The following is a 15,735-nucleotide window of genomic DNA, read 5'->3' on the forward strand; positions in this document are numbered from 1 at the left end:
GGGCCGCCCCGGTCACTCGTACCGCAGCGCGCTGGGCCGCATCAGCCGCAGCAGCAGCGGCAGCCCGAGCAGGGTGACCAGCAGGACCGAACCGGCCGCGACGCCCGACAGGGTCAGCATCGACCCCCAGTCGAAGGCGAAGTCCAGCCCGGCCGTGTACTGCAGCACCGAGCCCATCAGCAGCCCGCCCGCCGCCGCGAGCGCCAGCCCGAGCGCCATCGGGATCGCCGTCTGCCACAGCACGGACAGCGCCAGCACCCGGCGCCGGGTGCCGAAGGCGTACAGCACGCCCAGGATCCGGCGCTGCTCCCGCAGCCGCTCCAACTGCCCGACCAGCAGGCTCAGGGTGACCAGCAGCAGGGTCAGCCCGGCGCCCGCGGTGAGGACGCGCTTGACCGCGAGGTAGGTGTGGTCCGGGTCGGCGTCGAGCGGGAAGCGCGTCCTGGCGGTCGGGGCGACCAGCATGGCGTCCGTGACCAGCTGCTCGGCCGGGTCGGCAGTGCCGGGGGCCATCGCCACCAGGACGGTCGCGGGCTGTCCGCGCAGGACGGCCGCCGGGACCGCACCCGGCGTCAGCAGCAGCCGCCCGCCCGCCGTCGGCCGGTCGAACGGCGAGACCCCGGCCCGGGACGGCACGGTCGCCCTGATCGGGGGCACCGTCCAGGTGGCCGGCTCGCCCTCGCCGTGGAAGTACGCGGCCCGGACCTGACTGCCCGGCAGCACCGGCTCGGTCCGGCCCGGCTCGCCGGTCGGATCGGTCAGGAAGGCGTCGCCGTCCTGGCAGTCCGGCAGGGTCGCCAGCTCGGCCAGCGCCGCGCAGCCGGCGATCCGCACCACCGCGCCCTCCCACTCCCGGCCCTCGGGGCCGCGCAGGAAGAACTCGGTGTAGCCCAGCGCCCGGTCCACCCCCGGTGATCCGCCGAGCCGGGCGGCCAGTGCGGCCGTGTCGGCGGCGCCGCCGGCGAACTCGACGCTCTGCTGGTAGCGGTAGCCCGTGGGCGGCTGCCGGTCCGAGGTGTACTGGGCGCTGACGCCCATGAACAGCGTCTGCAGCGCGATCGCCCCGGCCACCGTCACCACCACGCCGCTCACCGCGGTGGCGGCCGGGGCCGCGCCGAGCTGGAGCCGGCGGGTCGCCAGCTGCCAGGACAGCGCCCCGCCCCTGGCCTGCCGGATCACCGCCTGCACCAGCCAGGGCAGCAGCGTGCAGACCGCCGCCAGCATCAGCAGCACGCCGAACGAGACCAGCAGCGAACCCCGGGTGTCCTGCACCGGGTTGAGCAGGTCGTCCCGGCTGCCGTAGGCCGGGTCGTACGGGGAGGGCAGCGCCATCGCCGCACCCACCACCAGCAGCCCGAGCGCCAGCAGGGTGAGCCGCCACCACAGTCGGCGCCGCTCGGTGCCGCTGTGCCGGACCACGCCGAGCGGGTCCACCGTGACCCGGCGCATCGCCAGCAGCGTGACCAGCACGGCCAGCACCGGCACCGCCGCCACCAGCACGGCCGTGATCAGCGGATCGGGTGCGATGTCCGCGGCGAAGAAGCTGAAGCCCGCGACCGTCAGACCCTCGATCAGCTGACGGCCCACCAGGAACAGCACCGCCCCGGTGGCCAGCCCGAGCAGCGAGCCGACCAGCGACTCCCCGGCGGCCAGCCGGGCGGTCATCCGCCGGTCCGCGCCGGCCAGCCGCAGCGCGGCCAGCCGCCGGTCCCGGCGCTCGCCGCCGAACCGCGTCGCCGCGGCCAGGAACACCCCGACCGGCGCCAGCATCACCATCAGCCCGACCACGTTGAGCAGCACCAGGCGCGGGTCCATCGGCTTCGGCGGCGCGAAGTGCCCGTACGCGGTGATCCGCTGCGCCCCGCCGTCCACCGACAGGTGCTCGCCGCCCAGCACGAAGGCGTACTGGCCGGGGCCGAGCAGTCCGTCCGGGCCGATCGTGCCGGTCACCGGGTACGGCAGCCGGTCCCGGAGCGGACGGTTGGCCGGATCGTCCAGCAGCTCGGCGAGGGCGGGCGAGACGGCCATCCGGCCCGGGCCCGGGAAGGCGGCCAGGCCCGGCGGGACGGTCGCGCCCGGTCCTTCGGCCTGCACGACCCGGCCCCGGATCGGGAGGCCCCGGTACGTGGTGCCCGCCTCGGCGACCAGCACGCTGTGCTCGCCGGGGGCCGCGTGCTCGTCGTCGAAGGTGTCGTTCTGCAGGTAGAGCCGCTGGTTCCGGTGCTCGACGATGCCGGGAAAGGAGGCGGTGAACAGCAGCAGCGCCACCCCGAGGCCGACCCCGGCCGCGGTCAGCAGCAGGCGCCCCCAGCCCTCCCGTCCGCTGCCCAGCGCGAGGCGGGCGCCGAGGGCGAGCTGCGCCGGGAGGCGGAAGCGGACCTGGTCGCCGCCGGGCGGCGGGGGCCCGGTGACGTCCGGGGCGCTCACGCGGCCGCCGCCAGATCCTGGGTGCGGCCGTCCCGGACGAACACCTCGCGGTCCGCGTACGCGGCCACCCTCGGCTCGTGGGTGACCAGCACGATCGCCGCGCCGGTCTCCTTCGCGGCGCTCGCCAGCAGCGCCATCACCCGCTCACCGTTCAGCGAGTCCAGCGCGCCGGTCGGCTCGTCCGCGAAGACCACCGCCGGCTGGGTGATCAACGCCCGTGCCACGCCGACCCGTTGGCCCTGCCCGCCGGACACCTCGCCCGGCCGCTTGGCCGCCGCCTCCCCGACCTGCAGCCGCTCCAGCCACTCCTGCGCCCGCTGCTCGGCGGCCTGCCGCCGCATCCCGTTCAGCCGCAGCGGCAGTGCCACGTTCTCCAGGCAGGTCAGCTCCGGCACCAACTGCCCGAACTGGAACAGGAAGCCGAACTCGGTCCGCCGCAGCGCACTCAGCTCCGCATCGGTGCACCCGGCCAGCTCCCGCCCCCGGTACGCCACGCTGCCTCCGTCCGGCCGGCTGATCCCGGCCAGGCAGTGCAGCAGGGTGGACTTCCCCGACCCCGACGGCCCCATCACGGCGACGAGTTCCCCCGCCGCCACCGAGATCGAGGCGTCGTCCAGCGCGGGCGTCGGCCCGAAGTTCTTGCGCAGCCCTCGGGCCGAGAGCAGCGTGGCAGGTGCGGTCATCGCACGGCTCCGTGTCATATCGGTCGTTCACAGTACGGCCGCCACCACCCCGGGCGGCCCGTCGGGGTGACTATACACACGGTGTATACGCCGGGTTTATAGACCCCTGGCCTGGCCGAACCCGGTGCCGGCTCTGGCACCATGACCTGATGTCATATCTGGGGCTGGTCGCCCTCGTCGTCCGCGACTACGACGAGGCCATCGCGTACTACACCACCGTGCTCGGCTTCGATCTGGTCGAGGACACCGACCGGGGCGGCGGCAAGCGCTGGGTGGTGGTGGCGCCGCCCGGGTCCCGGGAGACGGCGCTGCTGCTGGCCCGGGCGGACGGGGCCGGGCAGGAGGCCGTGGTGGGCGGCCAGACCGGGGGCCGGGTCGGGTGGTTCCTCTACACCGACGACTTCGACCGGGACCATGCGCGCTTCAGCGCGGCCGGTGTCACCTTCGAGGAGCCGCCGCGGCGGGAGCCCTACGCCACCGTCGCGGTGTTCCGGGATCTCTACGGCAACCGCTGGGACCTGCTGCAGCCGAACTGACCCGGTGGGCCGGGCCGGGAACGCCGACGGGGCGGCGCAGGCCGACCTGGTGTCGGGTGCGCCGCCCTGGGGCGGAACGGGACGGGGCGCGGGCCCGCGTCGGCATGGCGGTTACTTCGGGTCCTGGTTGAACTTCGAGCTGGACCAGCGGTAGCCGAGGGCGGCCAGGGCGAGCGACCAGGCGACGGCGAGCCAGCCGTTCCAGCCGATCTCGGTGCCGAGCAGGAGGCCGCGCAGGGTCTCGATGGCGGGGGTGAAGGGCTGGTACTCGGCGATCGGCTGGAACCAGCCCGGCATCGCGCTGATCGGGGTGAAGGCGCTGGAGATGAGCGGCAGCAGGATCAGCGGCATCGCACTGTTGCTGGCCGCTTCGGCGTTGGGGCTGGCCATGCCCATCCCGACCGCGATCCAGGTGAGGGCGAGGGCGAACAGGGCGAGCAGTCCGAACGCGGCCAGCCACTCCAGGGCGGTGGCGTCGGTGGAGCGGAAGCCGATGGCGACGGCGATGGCGCCGACCAGGACGACGCTGGCGACGGACTGGAGCACGCTGCCGACGACGTGGCCGATCAGGACGGAGCCGCGGTGGATGGCCATGGTCCGGAAGCGGGCGATGATGCCTTCGGACATGTCGGTGGAGACCGAGACCGCGGCCCCGATGACGGTGCTGCCGATGGTCATCATCAGGATGCCGGGGACCAGGTAGGCGATGTAGGTGGAGCGGTCGGCGCCGCCCAGGCCCGCGCTCATCACGTCGCCGAAGATGTAGACGAAGAGCAGCAGCAGCATCACCGGGGTGAGCAGCAGGTTCAGCGTCAGCGAGGGGTAGCGCCGGGCGTGCAGGAGGTTGCGGCGCAGCATGGTCGAGGAGTCGCGGACGGCGAGGGAGAGGGTGCTCATCGGACGTTCTCCTTGGACTGGTGCGGGATGGCGGTGCTGTCGGTGAGGGCGAAGAACACGTCGTCGAGGTCGGGGGTGTGCACGGTCAGCCCGTCGGCTTCGATGCCGGCGGCGTCGAGCCGGTCGAGCACGGCGCGCAGGTCGCGCTGGCTGCCGTCGCTGGGCAGTTGCAGCGAGAGCGCCTCGTCGTCGCCACTGGCTCCGGGCAGGGCGAGGGCGGCGCTGCGGTAGGCGGTCGGGTCGGTGAAGCGGAGCCGGACGTGTCCGCCGGGGACGAGCCGCTTGAGTTCGTCGGCGGTGCCTTCGGCGGCGATCCTGCCGTTGTTCAACACCGCGATCCGGTCGGCCAGTTCGTCGGCCTCCTCCAGGTACTGGGTGGTGAGGAAGACGGTGACGCCGTCGTTGACGAGGCGTCGGATGATCTGCCACATGGTGTGGCGGGAGCGGGGGTCGAGACCGGTGGTGGGCTCGTCCAGGAAGATGATCCGGGGGCTGCCGACCAGGGTCATGGCGATGTCGAGGCGGCGCTTCATGCCGCCGGAGTAGGTCGAGGCGGGCTTCTTCGCCGCCTCCACCAGGTCGAAGCGCTCCAGCAGTTCGGCGGTGGTGCGGCGGCCCTCGCTGCGGGAGAGGTGGTGCAGGTCGGCCATCAGGAGCATGTTCTCCTCGCCGGTGATCAGGCCGTCGACGGCGGAGAACTGTCCGGTCACACCGATCGCGGCGCGGACGGCCCGGGGGTCGGTGGCGAGGTTGTGGCCGCCGACGTGCAGCTCACCGGCGTCGGGGGTGACCAGGGTGGAGAGGATCTTGACCGCGGTGGTCTTGCCGGCCCCGTTCGGGCCGAGCAGGGAGAACACGGTGCCGGCGGGCACGGCCAGGTCGATGCCGTCGAGGACGGTCTTGTCGCCGTACGCCTTGCGCAGCCCGTTCGCCGCGATGGCCAGGTCGGTGGTCATGGTGGGTGCTCCTTCGATGGCTGCGGATCAGCGGGTGCGGGCGGTGATGTTGCCGTAGGAGGTGGTGGCGTGGATGGCGAGGTCGGGGGTGCCGGTGTTGGTGAGGGCGTTGTCGATGCGGCCGTAGCTGGTGCCGGCGTCGAGGGTGGCGCTGGTGGTGCGGGGGGTGGTGACGGTGATGTCGCCGGCTTCGGTGCGCAGGGTGAGGGTGCCGGTGGTGGCTTCGGTGACGGTGAGGTCGCCCTTCTGGGTGGTGAGGTGGGCGGTGCCGTTGAGGCGGCCGAGGGTGATGTCGCCGGCGAGGAGGGTGAGGCGGGTGTCTGCGGTCTCGTCGAGCTTGACGGTGCCCTGGGCGGTGTCGAGGGTGACGTTGCCGAGGCGGCCGACGCCGCGGAGTTCGGTGGCGGCGGTCTTGGCCTCGAGGTGGGAGCCGGTGGGGAGTTGGACGGTGACCTCGATGGAGCCGGGGTGGCCGAGGATCTTGTTGGCGGGGGCGGTGGTGATGCGCAGGACGCCGTCGGCGTAGTGGACGGTGGTCTGTTCGGCGGCCTTGGTGTCGCGGTTCTTGGCGGGGTCGGCGGGGCGGATCTCGACGGTGGTGTCGGTGCGGTCGGCTGCGATGAGGCGGATGTGGCCGGCGGGGATGTCCAGGACGGTGGTGATCGGGGCGGGGGTGGCGAAGTTCTGCATGGTGGCTCTCCTTGTCCGGTTGCGGTGGCCTGCTTGGCCCCGCTGTTTCCGATGAGGGAAAAGCTACGTTGCGTTCATTGCTCTGGCAACAAGCCTGTTGCGCGAAAACCCCGTCATTGCAGGTGGAGGTGCCGAAATTGTTGCAATGGATTCGCGGCTAACGCAACGAGCCCGAGCGCATTCGTTGCAATGAAATGAGAGTGAACGCTATGCTGGGCCCACCACGGACCACGAAGGAGACCCGCGATGCCGGGAGGCAGGCTCACCCAGCAGGAACGCCAGCAGATCGCGCTGGGAGTGGCCGACGGCCTCGCCTACGCCGAGATCGCCCGGCGCCTCGACCGCCCGACCTCGACGGTCACGCGTGAGGTGATGCGCAACGGGGGCCCCACCGGCTACCGGGCCGACCTCGCCCACCGCGCCACCGAGCGCCGGGCCCACCGGCGCACCCAGGCCGCGCCGCAGGGGCCGGAGCCGGCCCCGCAGGCCTACGGGCGCGACGCCGAGGCCGTGGCCGCGTACGAGGAGGTGCTCACCACCGTCATGATGCAGTCCGGCATGCCCCGGATGATGGCCCGGGTGATGGCCTGCCTCTGCCTCAGCGACGCGGGCAGCCTCACCGCGTCCGACCTGGTCCAGCACCTCCGGATCAGCCCGGCGTCCGTCTCCAAGGCGGTCGCGTTCCTCGACGGCCAGGGCATGATCCGCCGGGAGCGGGACGAGCGCCGCCGCGAGCGCTACGTCGTCGACGACGACGTCTGGTACCAGGCGATGCAGGCCAGCGCCCGCGCCACCGCCCACATCGCCGAGATCGCCCGCCAGGGCGTCGGCATCCTCGGCCCCGCCACCCCGGCCGGCAGCCGGCTGGAGAACATCGGCCGCTTCCTCGACTTCGTCTCCGAGAGCGCCTCCCGCGCCGCCGAGCAGGCCCGCGACATCCTCCACACCAAGCCCGCACCGACCCCGGACGGGACGAACTAGCCGGGCACCGGCCGTCCCGAATCGACCCGAAGGAGCTGTTCCCGTGCAGCTGAAGTCCGACCGTGCCTGCACCGAGATCCTGATCAGCGGATCCGCGGCCGAACTGACGCTCCTGGCCGAGGCGGTGGCCGCAGGCGAGGGGTTCCTCGCGGCCGTGACCGAGCCGGGCAGCGGTACGCCGACGGGTATCGGGGCCGAGCGGGCGCCCGGCCCCGGCGTCCTGGTCCGGATCGACACCGAGCGGCGGCTCCTGCTGATCAGCGGCGACGACGACGCCCGCGCGGTCCTCGCGGCGAACCTACGCGGCATCGCCACCGCCGACGAAGGCGGCCACCTGCACATCGACTACTACCCGGACCACTACTACCTGGTCGAGGGCTCGGTCCCGCTGGTGGTCGAGAGCCCCCACGGCGGCATGCCGCACCGGCGCTGACCGGGCCGAGCGCCGCGCCGCTCCAACTCCTGCGGCGGGTAACGCCGTTCCGGCTTCGGAAGGGCCGTCAGGGCCAGACCAGGCAGTAGAGCTGGTGGCCGGCGTCGTGGAGGCGGTTGGCGAAGTCCTGCCACTCGTGCAGCATCGTGTAGATCACGAAGGCGTCCCGGGGGCCCCGGCGGTCGGGGACGGTGGACCAGATGAAGGCGGCGGCGCCGAGTTCGGTCTCGTCGGCCTTGCGCAGGGGTTCGACGACGGTGTGGGGGAGTTGGACCACGGCGTAGTCGGGGTGCAGGACGACGAGTTCCAGTGGCGGGACCTGGTGCAGCGGGACGCCCTGGATGCCGGTCAGGACCATGGCGGACATCGTCTCGGGCTTGATCTTGGTGGAGAGGTGGCCGTTGGGGGAGCCGCTGGTCTCCATCAGGTCGCCGAGGCGGCCGAGCGAGCCGAGCTCGCCGGCGTCCAGGCCGAGGCCGCCCGGGCCGAGGGCGGTGGGGACTCTGGCGGCGGTGGCGCGGTCGGGAGCGCCGAAGTACTTGTAGGTGACCCCCACTCTGCCTTCGCCCCGCCTTCCCCTGCCCGCACCGGTACCCCCGCCAGCGGCCCCGGCACGCCGACGAGAACCACCCGCGGCCTCGTCGTGGCCGTCCTGCGCCTCGGACACTCGGACCATCCTCACCGGAATTCGCCGGAATCGACAGACCCCCGCACGCTCGGTGTCCCTCCGAACGTGCCCACTACCCGTTCCGCGCTGTCGTACACGGCCCGGCCGGTCACAGTTTCACCCATCGGGGGCATGACGGTGAGCGCGGTAGTACGGATAACCGTACCGACGAGGCTACAGACCGTACAGTCCGTTCGGGTCACACCCGCGTGGTACCAGGATCATCGTTCCAGATGATCGGGTCCGACATGCGGAGGTCCAGGACACGATTTGAGACCATGTCCGGGTGACCAACCCGAAGAGCTACCCCTACGAGGCCCCGCAGAGCCAGTCGCTGTTCGACCGCGCGTCGGCCGTGACCCCCGGCGGCGTCAACTCCCCGGTGCGCGCGTTCCGCGCCGTCGGCGGCACCCCGCGTTTCATGGTGTCGGGCACCGGCCCCTATCTCACCGACGCCGACGGCCGCGAGTACGTCGACCTGGTCTGCTCCTGGGGTCCGATGATCCTGGGCCACGCGCACCCGGCGGTGATCGAGGCGGTGCAGCAGGCGGTGGTCCGCGGCACCTCCTTCGGCACGCCCGGCGAGGGCGAGGTGCTGCTCGGCGAGGAGATCGTCGACCGGGTCGCCCCGGTCGAGCAGGTCCGGCTGGTGTCCAGCGGCACCGAGGCGACCATGTCCGCGATCCGGCTGGCCCGCGGCTTCACCGGCCGGGCGAAGATCGTGAAGTTCGCCGGCTGCTACCACGGCCACGTGGACGCGCTGCTGGCCGCGGCCGGTTCGGGCGTCGCCACCCTCGGCCTGCCGGACACCCCCGGGGTGACGGGGGCTCAGGCGGGCGACACCATCGTGCTCCCGTACAACGACCTGGAGGCGGTCCGGGCGGCCTTCGCGGCGCACCCGGGCCAGATCGCCTGCGTGATCATCGAGGCGTCCCCCGGCAACATGGGCGTGGTCCCGCCGCTGCCCGGCTTCAACAAGGGGCTCTCGGAGCTCTGCCGCGACAACGGCGCGCTGTTCATCTCGGACGAGGTGATGACCGGCTTCCGCACCTCCAAGTCCGGCTGGTACGGCGTCGAGGCGGCCGTCGAGGGCTGGGCGCCGGACCTGCTGACCTTCGGCAAGGTGATGGGCGGCGGCTTCCCGGCCGCCGCGTTCGGCGGCCGCGCCGACGTGATGGCGTACCTGGCCCCGGCCGGTCCGGTCTACCAGGCGGGCACGCTCTCCGGTAACCCGATCGCCACCGCCGCCGGCCTGGCCCAGCTGGTCAACTGCACCGACGCGGTCTACGAGAAGGTGGACGCGGTCTCCGCGGAGATCTCGGCCCTGGTGAGCCAGGCGCTGACCAAGGAGGGCGTGGCGCACCGGCTGCAGAACGCGAGCAACATGTTCTCGGTCTTCTTCACCGACCGGCCGGTCACCAACTACGACGAGGCGAAGCAGCAGGAGTCGTTCCGCTTCACCGCGTTCTTCCAGAGCATGCTGGCCCAGGGCGTCTACCTGCCGCCGTCGGCCTTCGAGTCCTGGTTCGTCTCGGCCGCGCACGACGAGCGCGCGATCGAGTGGATCGCCGCCGCCCTGCCCGCCGCCGCCCGTGCGGCGGCGGAAGCCCGGCCCGCGTAAGTCATCGAGGAGCGAGCACACGTGAGCGCGAAAGAGATCACCGTCGTCCACCTGATGCGGCACGGTGAGGTGCACAACCCGGAGGGCGTGCTCTACGGCCGGCTGCCGGACTACCACCTCTCCGACCTGGGGCGGCAGATGGCGGACCGGGTGGCCGAGCACCTGGCGGACCGGGACATCACCCACGTGGTGGCCTCCCCGCTGGAGCGGGCGCAGGAGACCGCCGAGCCGATCGGCAAGGTGCACGGGCTGGAGGTCGCGGTCGACGACCGGCTGATCGAGGCCGACAACATCTTCCAGGGCAAGACCTTCGGCGTCGGTGACGGCTCGTTGAAGAACCCGGCGTACTGGAGGTACCTGACCAACCCGCTGCGGCCGTCCTGGGGCGAGCCGTACGTCGAGCAGGCGGTCCGGATGATGGGCGCGCTGGCCGCGGCCCGGGACGCGGCACGGGGGCACGAGGCGGTCTGCGTCAGCCACCAGCTGCCGATCTGGATCGCCCGGAGCTTCGCCGAGCGGCGCCGGCTCTGGCACGACCCGCGCAAGCGGCAGTGCTCGCTGGCCTCGCTGACCAGCTTCACCTACGAGGGCGACCGGATCGTCTCGATCGGCTACCGCGAGCCGGCCCGGGACCTGCTGCCGGCCCACCTGGTGGGCAAGGGGAAGAAGGGCGACGCCCCGGTCGGCAAGAGCTTCGGCGCCTGACGCCGGGTCAACGGTGATTTGTCTGTATTAAGCGGATCGTAAGCATAAGAAGCGCAGGTCAGGAGGGGTCCGACGGCTAACGTCGGACCCCCCTAAACCTGCCCAAAGTCTCATGCGAAACTTTTCACATGTCTGGGACGACCCGCCGTTACCTCCGCCCGGCCGCCGCGCTCGCGGCCGCCGCCGCACTGACCCTCACCGGTTGCACCGCGGACTCCAGCAGTTCCGACGGCCAGACCGGGTTCATCTCCGGCAAGGGCGGCCTGGACACCGCGCCCGCCGCCTCCCGGCAGGAGGCGCCGGCCATCTCCGGCACCACGCTGCGCGGGGACAAGCAGGCCCTGGCGGACTACCGCGGCAAGGTCGTGGTGCTCAACGTCTGGGGCTCCTGGTGCAACCCGTGCCGGGCCGAGGCGAAGGGCCTCCAGGAGGTCTGGACGAAGCTGAAGACGCAGGGCCAGGACATCCAGTTCCTCGGGATCAACACCCGGGACCCGGACGCCAACAACGCCATCCGGTTCGAGGACAGCTTCGGGATCGACTACCCGAGCCTGTACGACCCGGACGGCACCCAGATCCTCAAGTTCCCCAAGGGCAGCCTCAACCCGCAGTCCATCCCGAGCACGATCGTGGTGGACCGTCAGGGCAGGCTGGCCGCCCGGGCCATGCGCCCGCTGTCGGCGGAGGACCTGGAGAGCCTGATCGCGCCCGTCCTGGCCGAGTCGAAGTGAGCACCGCGCTCCTCCTCGCCGTGGGCCAGAACGAGACGGTGGCCAGCGGGGCCATCCTGCTGGCGGTGCCGATCGCGCTGGCGGCCGGGCTGGTCTCGTTCTTCTCGCCGTGCGTGCTGCCGCTGGTGCCGGGCTACCTGAGCTACGTCACCGGCTTCTCCGCCGCCGACCTGGCCGACGCCAAGGGTGCCAGGCGCGGCCGGATGCTGCTCGGCTCGCTGCTGTTCATCCTCGGCTTCACCGCCGTGTTCGTCTCCGGCGGCGCACTGTTCGGCTACTTCGGCCAGACCCTGCAGGCGAACCAACGGACCATCAGCATCGTGATGGGCGTCCTCACCATCCTGATGGGGCTCGCCTTCATGGGGCTGCTGCCCGGCCTCTCGATGCGCGAGGTGCGCTCGCACCGCCGTCCGGTGATCGGCCTGGCCGGAGCCCCGCTGCTCGGCATCGTGTTCGGCGTCGGCTGGACGCCGTGCGTGGGCCCGACCCTGGCGAGCATCCAGGGGCTGGCCTGGAACCAGGCCTCGCCCTGGCGCGGCGCGGTCCTGATGGCCGTCTACTGCCTCGGCCTCGGCGTACCGTTCGTGGTGGCCGCGCTGGCCTTCCGCCGGGCGCTGGGTGCGTTCGGCTGGATCAAGCAGCACTACCAGTGGGTGATGCGGATCGGCGGCGGCATGCTCGTCGTGGTCGGTCTGCTGCTCGTCACCGGCGCCTGGGACTCGATGGTCCGTGAGATGCAGTCCCTCACCGCCGACTTCTCGATCGGAATCTGACCCGTGAGCCCCCTGACAGACGAGATCGAGGCGGAGCGCCTCAGCAGTGCGCCGACCGAACAGGACGGCCCGTCCGGCATCGGTGTGCTGGGCTGGCTGCGCTGGACCTGGCGTCAGCTGACCTCGATGCGGGTCGCGCTGATCCTGCTGTTCCTGCTCTCGCTGGCCGCCATCCCCGGCTCGCTGATCCCGCAGAACAGCCAGAACGCCTTCAAGGTGCAGACCTGGAAGACGGCGCACCCGGACATCACCCCGGTGTACGAGAAGCTCCAGCTGTTCGACGTGTACAGCTCGGCCTGGTTCTCGGCGATCTACATCCTGCTGTTCGTCTCGCTGGCGGGCTGCATCATCCCGCGCACCTGGCAGTTCGTCGGCGTGCTGCGGGCCCGGCCGCCGGCCGCGCCGAAGAACCTGACCCGGATGCCGGTCTACGCGGCCTGGCACACCTCGGCCGGCCACAAGGCCGTGAACGCCGCCGCGCACCGGCAGTTGAAGAGCCGCGGCTTCCGGGCCCACCTGTCCGGCGGCTCGGTGGCGGCCGAGAAGGGGTACCTGCGCGAGGTCGGCAACCTGGCCTTCCACCTCTCGCTGTTCGCCCTGCTGGCCGGCTTCGCCTGGGCCAGCCTGGCCAGCGGCGAGGGCGGCAAGCTGGTGATCGAGAAGCAGGGCTACTCCAACACCGCGACCCAGCTGGACGACTTCACCGGCTCCGCCTTCTACACCCTGGACGACCTGGACGCGTTCGGCTTCAAGCTGGACGGCTTCACCGCCAGGTACGCCAACAGCGGCCCGCAGGCGGGCAGCGCCCGGCAGTTCACCGCCCACATCCGGTACTGGACCGGCAGCGACGACTCGAAGCTGACCAAGGGCGACATCGAGGTCAACCACCCGCTGGAGATCGGCGGCAGCAAGGTGTTCCTGATCGGCCACGGCTACGCGCCGGTGGTGACGATCAAGAACGCCCAGGGCGAGAAGGTCTACTCGGGCCCGACCGCCTTCCTGCCGCAGGACGCCAACCTCACCTCGACCGGCGTGCTCAAGGTCAACGACTACGGCGAGAAGGACGGCAAGAAGACCCAGCTGGGCTTCAACGGCTACTTCCTGCCGACCGCCCCGGAGAGCTTCGAGAAGACCGGCCCGGTCTCGCTCTTCCCGGACGCGGCCGACCCGATGCTGGTGCTCACCGCCTACGCGGGCGACCTCGGCACCGACTCCGGCCTGCCGCAGAACGTCTACCAGCTGGACACCAAGCACCTCACCCAGCTCACCCAGGACGGCAACCCGGCCCGCGCCCGGCTCAAGCCGGGCCAGGCCTGGACCCTGCCGGACGGCTACGGGACCCTCACCTTCGAGGGCTACCAGCAGTGGGCGAGCTTCACCGTCTCGCACCGGCCGGGCAACTCGATCGCGCTGATCGGCGCGGTCGCCGCCATCCTCGGCCTGGTCGGCTCGCTCTTCGTCCAGCGCCGCCGGGTCTGGGTGCGGGCCTCCGTCACCGCCGACGGCCGCACCCTGGTCGAGGTGGCCGGGCTGGCCCGGAGCGAGTCGGCGAAGATCGCCGAGGAGCTGGCCGAGATCGCCGTCGACCTCCAGGACGACGCCCCGGCCATCGACGACGACCCGGCCGTCGACGACGATGACCCACCAGCAGAACCTGCCGCCCCCGCCGCCCCCGCTGTCCCGGACTCCAAGGAGTAGACGGTGCATCTCGCCACGTCGGTCGACCCACAGCTCGCCGACCTCTCCAACAAGCTGATCTACTCGGCGATGGCCGTGTACGTCATCGCCATGTTCGCCCACATCTTCGAGTGGACGTTCGGCAGCAAGGGCGCCGTCGCGGTCCGCTCGGTCGAGCAGGCCGGGCTGGCCGCCGCCGTCGAGGCCGCCAAGGCCCCGGCCAAGGGCGCCAGGAAGGTCACCGTCACGGTCGCCTCCGCCGACGGCGGCACCACCACGCTGACCCGCACCGCGCTCGCCGACGCCGGGGCCACCGTGGTCACCAGCGGCCGTGACACGGCCGTCGACGTCGACGGCCCGGGTGCGGCCGGGACCAGCGAGAAGGGCGACTTCGCGGGCCGGATCGCGGTCTCGCTGGCCGCCCTCGGCGCCCTGCTGCACTTCGGCGCGGTGCTCACCCGGGGCCTCTCGGTGGTGCGCTGGCCGTGGGGCAACATGTACGAGTTCTCCTGCGCCTTCGCGCTCGCCATGGTGGTCGCCTACCTCGGCCTGCTCGCCGCCAAGAAGCCGGTCCGCTGGCTCGGCCTGCCGGTGATGGTCGCCGTGGTGCTCACCCTCGGCCTCGCGGTCACCGTGCTCTACACCGAGTCCGAGCAGCTCGTCCCGGCCCTGCACTCGTACTGGCTGGCGATCCACGTCTCCACCGCGATCTTCTGCGGCGGCGCCTTCTACGCGGCGTTCATCGCCACCGTGCTCTACCTCGGCAAGGACACCTTCGACCGCCGGATCGCGGCCGGGAAGACCACCGGGCCGCTCGGCACCTCCGCCTCGATCTGGCACCGGCTGCCCGCCGCCGCCACCTTCGACAAGCTGTCGTACCGGATCAACGCGATCGTCTTCCCGCTCTGGACCTTCACCATCGTGGCGGGGGCGATCTGGGCCGAGGCGGCCTGGGGCAAGTACTGGGAGTGGGACCCGAAGGAGACCTGGTCCTTCATCACCTGGGTCTTCTACGCCTGCTATCTGCACGCCCGGGCGACCGCCGGCTGGAAGGGCCGCAAGGCCGCGTACCTGGCCCTGCTGGCCTTCTCCTGCTGGCTGTTCAACTACTACGGCGTCAACATCTTCGTCACGGGGAAGCACTCCTACGCCGGAGTCTGACGCCGGGTCGATCCGTCTGTACCAGTAGCCGCGAGGAGGGCCGCACCATGTCCGAGTGCGACGAGGTCATGCTGACCGTCCGAATCACCGCGGCGGAGCGAGCGCTGCTCCGCCGGCTCGCCCAGAGCCATCGCAGCGACGTCTCAGAGGTGGTCGCGGACGGGCTGGTGGACGTGCTCCCGATGGTCTGCCACCAGGTGGACGCGTACCGGCTGCTGGCGGCGCTCGCGCCGCCGGCGCCGTGCGCCCAGACCGTCTGGTTGCCGACCGCACTGACCGACCTGCTGGTGCTGGCCGCGGCCCGGGTGGCCCAGCTCACCGGCGTCCGCCTCGGCTCGGCCAGCGCCATCCTCGGCGCGGCCGTCCGCCTCTGGCTCTGCCAGGACCCGGCCCGGCTGGAGGCCAACCTCAGCGTCATGCACGCGGGGCGCAAGGCCCTGGTGGTGGCGTAGCCCGGGGCATACGCATCGGCCACCAGGGGCTCGGGGAACGGCGACGCCGACCCCGGGTGCGTTCAACGTACGTACCGGGTCAGGCTGCCGTTCGCCCCGAGCCCCTGGTGGCCGAAGCCCGACGGGCTAGGCCGCCTGCTGCCAGCTGACGGGGGACCAGTAGGCCGGGCGGCGCTCGATCCGGGACCAGGTGGCGATCGGCTCGGCCGGGGCCACGGCGGCGGTCTGCACCGCGGCGGCACGCGCCATCAGGACGGCGGTCAGGGCGGCGAGTTCCTCGTCCGTCAGGGTGCCACGGACGATGCGGAGCAGCGGTTCGGCGTTGGCGGTCATGAGGTCATTTCT

General features: G+C 72.0%; 17 protein-coding genes. 10 read left to right on the plus strand and 7 right to left on the minus strand.

Annotated elements, in window-relative coordinates:
- Positions 1–12: 12 nt before the first annotated feature.
- The gene (locus ABT118_RS03480) at positions 13–2,427 is read right to left on the minus strand and encodes an FtsX-like permease family protein (RefSeq protein ID WP_350644579.1); all 2,415 of its coding nucleotides are present in this window, start codon (positions 2,425–2,427) and stop codon (positions 13–15) included.
- The gene (locus ABT118_RS03485) at positions 2,424–3,110 is read right to left on the minus strand and encodes an ABC transporter ATP-binding protein (protein ID WP_350644580.1); all 687 of its coding nucleotides are present in this window, start codon (positions 3,108–3,110) and stop codon (positions 2,424–2,426) included. The genes ABT118_RS03480 and ABT118_RS03485 overlap by 4 nt, the downstream gene beginning before the upstream one ends.
- 149 nt (positions 3,111–3,259) lie before the next feature.
- Between ABT118_RS03485 and ABT118_RS03490 the strand changes: the two genes are divergently transcribed.
- On the plus strand, positions 3,260–3,646 hold the full coding sequence (locus ABT118_RS03490; RefSeq protein WP_350644581.1) for a VOC family protein: 387 nt from the start codon (positions 3,260–3,262) through the stop codon (positions 3,644–3,646).
- A gap of 111 nt (positions 3,647–3,757) precedes the next feature.
- Here the strand turns inward: ABT118_RS03490 and ABT118_RS03495 are convergent, their stop codons facing one another.
- The 3 genes from ABT118_RS03495 to ABT118_RS03505 are packed head-to-tail and all read right to left on the minus strand — an operon-like array spanning position 3,758 to position 6,189.
- The gene (locus ABT118_RS03495) at positions 3,758–4,543 is read right to left on the minus strand and encodes an ABC transporter permease (protein WP_350644582.1); all 786 of its coding nucleotides are present in this window, start codon (positions 4,541–4,543) and stop codon (positions 3,758–3,760) included.
- A complete protein-coding gene (locus tag ABT118_RS03500; RefSeq protein ID WP_350644583.1) occupies positions 4,540–5,499 on the minus strand; it encodes an ATP-binding cassette domain-containing protein in 960 nt (319 codons plus the stop codon). The genes ABT118_RS03495 and ABT118_RS03500 overlap by 4 nt, the downstream gene beginning before the upstream one ends.
- Positions 5,500–5,526: 27 nt before the next feature.
- Positions 5,527–6,189 carry a DUF4097 family beta strand repeat-containing protein gene (locus tag ABT118_RS03505; RefSeq protein ID WP_350644584.1) on the minus strand — a complete coding sequence of 221 codons (663 nt, stop codon included), beginning with the start codon at positions 6,187–6,189 and terminating at the stop codon, positions 5,527–5,529.
- Positions 6,190–6,435: 246 nt separating this feature from the next.
- Here ABT118_RS03505 and ABT118_RS03510 point away from each other — a divergent pair, with 246 nt between their 5' ends.
- On the plus strand, positions 6,436–7,170 hold the full coding sequence (locus tag ABT118_RS03510) for a GbsR/MarR family transcriptional regulator (protein WP_350644585.1): 735 nt from the start codon (positions 6,436–6,438) through the stop codon (positions 7,168–7,170).
- 43 nt (positions 7,171–7,213) lie between these two features.
- Positions 7,214–7,603, plus strand: a complete 390-nt coding sequence (locus ABT118_RS03515) for an Imm32 family immunity protein (RefSeq protein ID WP_350644586.1) — start codon at positions 7,214–7,216, stop codon at positions 7,601–7,603.
- Between the two features lie 67 nt (positions 7,604–7,670).
- Here ABT118_RS03515 and ABT118_RS03520 read toward each other — a convergent pair whose 3' ends face one another.
- Positions 7,671–8,159: a hypothetical protein gene (locus ABT118_RS03520; RefSeq protein ID WP_057231582.1), complete on the minus strand. Its 489-nt coding sequence runs from the start codon at positions 8,157–8,159 to the stop codon at positions 7,671–7,673.
- Between the two features lie 397 nt (positions 8,160–8,556).
- On the opposite strand from ABT118_RS03520, the gene hemL reads away from it, so the two are divergent.
- From hemL to ABT118_RS03555, 7 genes are all read left to right on the plus strand, one after another.
- The gene (hemL, locus tag ABT118_RS03525; protein WP_350644590.1) at positions 8,557–9,891 is read left to right on the plus strand and encodes a glutamate-1-semialdehyde 2,1-aminomutase; all 1,335 of its coding nucleotides are present in this window, start codon (positions 8,557–8,559) and stop codon (positions 9,889–9,891) included.
- A 54-nt stretch (positions 9,892–9,945) separates the two neighbouring features.
- Positions 9,946–10,596 (plus strand): histidine phosphatase family protein, encoded by a 651-nt coding sequence (locus ABT118_RS03530; RefSeq protein ID WP_350645099.1) that lies wholly within the window; start codon positions 9,946–9,948, stop codon positions 10,594–10,596.
- Between the two features lie 128 nt (positions 10,597–10,724).
- The gene (locus ABT118_RS03535) at positions 10,725–11,327 is read left to right on the plus strand and encodes a TlpA family protein disulfide reductase (protein WP_350644591.1); all 603 of its coding nucleotides are present in this window, start codon (positions 10,725–10,727) and stop codon (positions 11,325–11,327) included.
- Positions 11,324–12,100: a cytochrome c biogenesis CcdA family protein gene (locus ABT118_RS03540; RefSeq protein ID WP_350644593.1), complete on the plus strand. Its 777-nt coding sequence runs from the start codon at positions 11,324–11,326 to the stop codon at positions 12,098–12,100. Before ABT118_RS03535 ends, ABT118_RS03540 begins: the two co-directional genes overlap by 4 nt.
- Before the next feature lie 3 nt (positions 12,101–12,103).
- Complete coding sequence (gene resB / locus ABT118_RS03545; RefSeq protein WP_350644594.1) at positions 12,104–13,798, plus strand: cytochrome c biogenesis protein ResB; 1,695 nt, start codon at positions 12,104–12,106, stop codon at positions 13,796–13,798.
- 3 nt (positions 13,799–13,801) lie between these two features.
- Positions 13,802–14,938 carry a c-type cytochrome biogenesis protein CcsB gene (gene ccsB / locus ABT118_RS03550; RefSeq protein ID WP_350644596.1) on the plus strand — a complete coding sequence of 379 codons (1,137 nt, stop codon included), beginning with the start codon at positions 13,802–13,804 and terminating at the stop codon, positions 14,936–14,938.
- Between the two features lie 47 nt (positions 14,939–14,985).
- Entirely contained in the window at positions 14,986–15,390 is a 405-nt protein-coding gene (locus ABT118_RS03555; RefSeq protein ID WP_350644597.1) for a hypothetical protein, read from the plus strand.
- Positions 15,391–15,516: 126 nt separating this feature from the next.
- Here the strand turns inward: ABT118_RS03555 and ABT118_RS03560 are convergent, their stop codons facing one another.
- A complete protein-coding gene (locus tag ABT118_RS03560; RefSeq protein WP_350644598.1) occupies positions 15,517–15,723 on the minus strand; it encodes an acyl-CoA carboxylase subunit epsilon in 207 nt (68 codons plus the stop codon).
- Between the last annotated feature and the right edge of the window lie 12 nt (positions 15,724–15,735).

The sequence above is a fragment of the Kitasatospora sp. NPDC002040 genome, from assembly GCF_040296785.1.
Lineage (GTDB): Bacteria > Actinomycetota > Actinomycetes > Streptomycetales > Streptomycetaceae > Kitasatospora.